Here is a 6,282-nt window from a genome sequence, read left to right as displayed (position 1 = left end):
GCTACCTTCAAGCTTGTATGTGTCAACAAATCAGTTATGTTCATTGGATGGAAGATATTATGAGATGTTGACATTTTCACCTTTGATAGGACTACTATATCTAACTATGTAAACTTTTGTAAAGACATTCAACATTTCTGCATGAAAGCATCACTTTAAGAGGTTTAAAAACCCTTCCTATAAAATTCACTAAGGTTACTCGATAATAAAAAAGTGTGCCAGAGCACACTGCTAATTTATTGGTAATTTATTAAGTTATAGCCACATTTGATTTAGCTAATCACGAAAAAAAGGAATAACAATTAACTTGATTTAAGCAGACACTGAATAGCTAATTGTCAACTGACCAGCATTGTTGTTAAAGTAACGGGGATCATCATTCATGATAAAGGAAAGAGTTTCACCTGGTTCCAATTTTAGACTCTGCTGCTTTCCACCAAAGGAAGATTTTACATTACCTTCTGCATCCTTAATTTCTGAAACGAGGGCTGCTGGCTTTAGATGTGGATACTTAAGTTTATAACTTTCAGCATTTTTATCGGGTTCATAACCATCACCGTCTGTCAATCGTTTGTATTTGGCTAGTTTGGGGTCAGGGGTTTCAAAATTAATTAAACACCACTGACCTGTCGAGGTAATTTCAACCTTAACTGCATGATTGGAAACATTTGTTAGAGCAGTAAGGGGAACTTCTTGAATTGCTTGCAATTCAAAGGAACCGGACTGGGTGGTGGCATTAAATGATTGTAGGTCCATGGTAGAGTAAATATCTCCTTTTGTAAGAAAAATACCGAATGGGGTGAAATTACAATTTGCAGATAACAAACATTGTGTTTTGTTTCTTGGAAAGCGATGGCCATTCTAGGTTAAATAGCGCCCAGATCTCCCTCTATTTAGCTTGATTGTTTTGAGTGTGTTAGATAGAAGCAGAGAAGAGGTGCACTAAAACACACCTCAAGAAGCGATAATCGCCATCGCTATTGCCACTTAACAAATGAATACCCGCGCACAGCCATCTTATAACCGTAATTCGTCCCAAGACAATACAGTGGTTTGGTTCGCTTGTCCGGTAAGGATAATAGTTTTTTGCGCGGAATCCACAGTAATGCTGGTAAGATAACGAGCACCTGGTTTTTCCCACTGTCTAACAATCTGACCTTGGGCATCATAAGCAAGGATAGCCATAGCCATTCTGTTGTCGGTATAACTGTACGCCCAATAAGTGTAGCCATTCCACTGAATTACGGGAGCAGCAGATGGAGTAAAGGTAAAAGGAGAGTGGAAACCTTGAGGAATTGTAGGTGCATTTGCTGGAGGCACTGTAACAACAATGGGAGCCGTCAAGGAGGATGGCAACAACTCAACTTTGATGGCAGAGGTAATATTATCAAAATCATCACCAACCCAAGGAGCATCAGCAGTAAAAACCTTACTGCGACCCTGATTAGTAGCGTGTTGGTATAGAGTAACCTTGAGTCCTTGTGGCACCTTCAAAGAACTTAGCGCATCGTTTGGAAAACCGATGTTCCATACATCATGGCTCCCAAGGCCCACTTCCTTGCTAACACCTTGGAAGTCGCGATCTTCATAGATAGTGGCTTTCAAGGAAGATGGCTTATAAGTTCCACTAATACTATCAATTCGCAACCCCGTTGGACCCCCAACACTATGCAGTTTAAATTCAAGGGTGTTGGTACCGACGACAAATCCAGTGGAAATTGAAAAACGACCAATCTTTGTCCAGGAGCTTAAAGGAACAGGATTACCCACTGATACCCCGTTAAGCACAATATCGGTAATATTGTCATCCACAGAAAGTTCACCGACAATCAATGCTTCAGAAAATTCAGGTAGCGTAAAGGTCGTTGTATAGCTATAGTTTCCAACAGGCCCGTTAGCAAAAGGTGTCTTAGGCCCAATCCATCGAGCTGTTTGGGTATTTGGAACCCAGTTGATAGGAGCTAAATCCTTGTTCGGAGTAGTAACACCCGGGAGTTCTGTACCGGCTGGATAGGTTGCTAGGGTGTAGTGGGGGTCAGGAATGCTGTCGGCCAAAACCTGACGGGCATTATCTACCCCGGTATTATAGAGGTCCGTGATGCTGAGAATTTCAGGCTGTGGTTTAGGGTCTGTACTCTTAACTGTTGAGGTATAACTAATGGTTAGCTTACCGGCGTTGTTGCCATACCATTTAGGATCATCATTGATGAGGAAGGAAACTGTTTCCCCTGGTTGCAATTCAAAGCTTTGTTGCTTACCGCTCACCGTAGATTTTGTATTGCCCTTAGCATCTTTAATTTCTGCAACCATGGCTCCAGGGTTCGACTGAGGATACTTAAGTTTGTATTTTTCATCGTTTTTGTCACGGGGGTGACCATCGCCATCTACTGGGGTTTTATATTTAATTAGGGTAGGGTCGGATGTTTCAAAGTTAATCAAAGACCATTGACCCGTTGCCGTGAGGGTGATTGTAACAGTGCTACCCGAATTATTGAGTAAAGCAGGTGGACTTGTAAGCTCTGTGGCAAGTAATTCAAGGGATCCAGCCTGGGAATTTGAATTAATGGAACTTAAGGTCATTAGGACAAAAACTCCTTATTTGTTTATGATTTTTATTTGACAGTCAAGCCCTTAGAGTTGCCAAAAATTTCAGTAACAGACAAACCATGGTAAAAGAATATGCTAGACCAAGGGGCAACTCCGCGGGAATAGCTTGACCAGCAACAAAGCTAGCGTGTATAATATATTTGTGTCAACCTAGGTGGTAAGTAAAGATAAAAAACTTAATGATTGGACAATCGATCGCAATTATCGGTATGGGATGTCGTTTTCCCAATGCAAATAGTCCTAGTGAATTCTGGGAGGTAATTCGAGACGGCGTAGATACTATCACAGATGTACCGATGGGTCGCCCTAGGGAAATGAAGGGTCGGGGCGGATTTCTAAAGGCCATAGATAAATTTGATGCGGCGTTTTTTGGCATTTCTTCGGAGGAAGCCATTAAGATTGATCCTCAACACAGACTTTTATTAGAAACCACTTGGGAAGCATTGGAAGACGCGGGGCTAGTTCCTGCTAACTTAGCCGGTACAAATACGGGTGTTTTTACTGGAGCTACTGGTAGTGAATACCTGAAATTGCTCAACGAAGACTCAACCTTTTCTGCTAGCATTGGTACCGTCGAATGTATGTTAGCAAATAGAGTTTCTTCCTACTTTGATTTTCGAGGAGCAAGTCTGGTAATTAACACCACATGTTCCTCTGGCCTCGTGGCCATAGATCAGGCTTGTCGCAACTTATGGAATGGAGAAATTTCTTTAGCTTTGGTCAGTGGCACAAATCTAACTTTTTCTTCGGTGATTGCTTCTAGGTTTGACAATGCAGGCTTAATCTCCGGGAATGGTCGTTGCAAAGTTTTTGATGCTAAAGCTGATGGTTACGTTCGCGGTGAGGGAATTGGAGTCGTTGTGTTAAAACCTTTATCCCAAGCTCAAGCAGACGGCGATCGCGTTTATGCTGTTATTCGAGGAAGCGGCGTTAATCACAATGGTAGGGGTAATGGCTTGACTGCACCGAGTATGCAAGCCCAGATTGAGCTCCTACAAAAAGTTTATCAACAGGCAGATATTAATCCTAGTTCCATTAATTATATTGAAGCTCATGGTACGGCAACATTGATCGGAGATGCCCTAGAAATGAAGGCATTAGGAGCAGTGGTGGGGAAAAATCGAACTCCCGATAATCCCTGTGGAGTGGGCTGTGTGAAAACCAATATTGGTCATACAGAAGCGGCTTCCGGTATTGCGGGGTTGATTAAAGTTGCTCTTTCGCTTTATCACCGTCAAATACCACCTACTTTACATTTTCAAGAGCCTAATCCTGGAATTTCTTTTGCCAAGCTAGGACTAAAAGTACAACAAACCTTAGAAACTTTACCCGAAGACACAGGGCTAATCCGAGCAGGAGTTAGTTCGTTGGGTCTGGGGGGGACTAATGCTCATGTGATATTAGAATCAGTCCCCTCTCAGGCAAAAGTTGAACTGAATCCTGCTCCTTTACAAATTTTTACCCTAACCGCAAAAAGTCCCACTGCTTTACAAGCCTTAGCCCAACGTTACCAAGCTTTCCTAGAACATACCCCTGAAGCCTCTTTGTCCGATATTTGTTTTACGGCTAACACTAGGCGATCGCAATTTCAACACCGTATAGCTGTGATCACTGAATCCAAAGAACAGTTAAAAATCCAACTAAACAGTTATGTTTGTAATGAAGAATCATTAGAGGTATTTAGTGGGAAAATCACAAGAAGAAAATCTGCGCCAGTTGGTTTTATTTTTACTGGAGAAAGTCATAAAATTAAACCAATTATTCAACTTTTTTATCAAAAAAATAACTCGGCTATTGATTCTCTTTTAGAACCATTAGAATTAATGCTTGATTCCTATGTAGGGAAATCTTTCCTAGAATTGATTAAAGAAGATAATTTAGAAAATTCCCTTCATAGTAAATTAGTTGATTTCATTTGTGAATATGCCGTTGCTCAATTATTTCAATACTGGGGAATCAATCCGGCAATGTCTATTGCCTACGGGATGGGAACTTATACTGCTTTAGTCATAGCAGAAGTTTTAACTTTAGAAGATGTAATTTTTATAATTACCGAAAATAAAAACTTTAAATCTCTTCATAATTTTCAACTGCCAACAATTCCAGTAGTTTCATCTTTGACAGGTAATACAATTAAAGTTGCTCAAAGTATTACTCCTGAACAATGGCAAAAAGAATTTGACTTTAATAACATAGATTCACAAAATCTAGCCAATTTATCATTAGATAATAATTCAATTCTCCTAGATGTATGTTCTTTAAGCATTAAAAATTATGACAAAATTGAAAGCAGTGACCATGTGTATATTTTATTTGCTACCTTAATTCAATTTTGGTTAATAGGGACAAAAATTGACTGGTCTAAAGTTGAGGATTACAAACAATGTTCACCGATTTCACTTCCCACCTATCCTTTTGAGGGTGAATCATACTGGATTAATTTATCCCCGAATATCTCCAGGGATAAAATTGAAGGAAAAAATAAAAATCACCATAATAATTTGATATGCCTAGAGGAAGAATTTGTAGCTCCTCGTAATGATATAGAACAACAAATAGCTAATATATGGCAAAAAGTTTTAGGACATGAATCTATTGGAATACATGACAATTTTTTTGAATTAGGCGGAAACTCTATTTTATCTGCCTCCCTCGTATCTGAAATGGAAAAAAACTTTGATCAGCATTTTTCTCTAACTTCATTTTTCCAGTTTCCCACCATTGCAGAAATTGCTCACTCAATGAATGAGCCTTTAGTGGATCTGCCAAATAATTCATTTATTAATGCACTTGATCCAAAAGATTATCACAAATTGCTGATTATTAATTTAGGTCGTAATGGATTACGTCCTAACCCATACTCACTCATGATAGCCCTTAATTCTCAGAATAATAAACCACCTTTTTTCTTTTGTGCAAATGGTATTCATGAAGCAACTCCTTTGAGTAAATATCTTGAAAAAGAATATTCTTTTTATTTTTTGGAATCTGGTTATACAATATTTTTCTTAGAAGATAGAACAACAGAAGAAAATATTAAAGCTCTTGCTTCTCATCATGTAAAGGATATTCTGGCCATTCAGCCTGAAGGTGACTATCTATTAGCAGGTTTCTCTTTTGGTAGTTTAGTCGCTTATGAGATAGCTAAACAACTTGAACAAAAAGGAAAAAAGGTCGCTTTTTTAGGCATACTCGATATGTTCGGAAATGACCTTAGATTTAATTTTTTTAAAAAACAATTAACTAAAATCTTGACAGTGAATTCAAAAAAGTTAATTCAACTAATTGAACTAATTCAACTAATTATGAAGACGATTTTTTACACAGCCGATAAAAAGCCTGATGAAATTCCTCAATCAACATACAATCCCAATAATACTTCGGACAAAAAATATATCATGGATAGATATCAAGGAAAAATAACTCTATTCATAGCACAAGGACGCGTAAATTCAAGACCAACAGAAAAACTAATTTCTTTGTTGTTTTATCGCTATGGTTGGTCTCAAGAGTCTTTAGCTCAAATCCATAAAGTACCCGGATCTCATGCCTCTATGGTTCAAGAACCTAATGTAAAGATTCTAGCCGATAAAATTCAATGTTCCTTAACTAAGGATAGTTAAAAAGTAGGGAATTTATCTTTGTTCTCTAAAATGAAAATTCCCTCTTCAAAAG

The 6,282-nt window shown here is 38.6% G+C and carries 3 protein-coding genes; 1 reads left to right on the top strand and 2 read right to left on the bottom strand.

Annotation, left to right across the window (positions count from 1 at the left end):
* Positions 1-312 precede the first annotated feature (312 nt).
* Both NWP25_RS16105 and NWP25_RS16100 read right to left on the bottom strand, forming a co-directional pair.
* On the bottom strand, positions 313-756 hold the full coding sequence (locus tag NWP25_RS16105; protein WP_280652212.1) for a hypothetical protein: 444 nt from the start codon (positions 754-756) through the stop codon (positions 313-315).
* Positions 757-1,017: 261 nt separating this feature from the next.
* The gene (locus tag NWP25_RS16100; protein WP_280699775.1) at positions 1,018-2,580 is read right to left on the bottom strand and encodes a hypothetical protein; all 1,563 of its coding nucleotides are present in this window, start codon (positions 2,578-2,580) and stop codon (positions 1,018-1,020) included.
* A 206-nt stretch (positions 2,581-2,786) separates the two neighbouring features.
* Here NWP25_RS16100 and NWP25_RS16095 point away from each other — a divergent pair, with 206 nt between their 5' ends.
* Positions 2,787-6,230 carry a type I polyketide synthase gene (locus NWP25_RS16095; protein WP_280699772.1) on the top strand — a complete coding sequence of 1,148 codons (3,444 nt, stop codon included), beginning with the start codon at positions 2,787-2,789 and terminating at the stop codon, positions 6,228-6,230.
* The last annotated feature ends 52 nt before the right edge of the window (positions 6,231-6,282 follow it).

The organism is Umezakia ovalisporum Ak1311 (assembly GCF_029891685.1).
In the GTDB taxonomy this organism is placed as follows: Bacteria; Cyanobacteriota; Cyanobacteriia; order Cyanobacteriales; family Nostocaceae; genus Umezakia; species Umezakia ovalisporum.
Note: the sequence above shows the minus strand (reverse complement) of the source record. Positions and strands in the feature narration are given on the sequence as shown.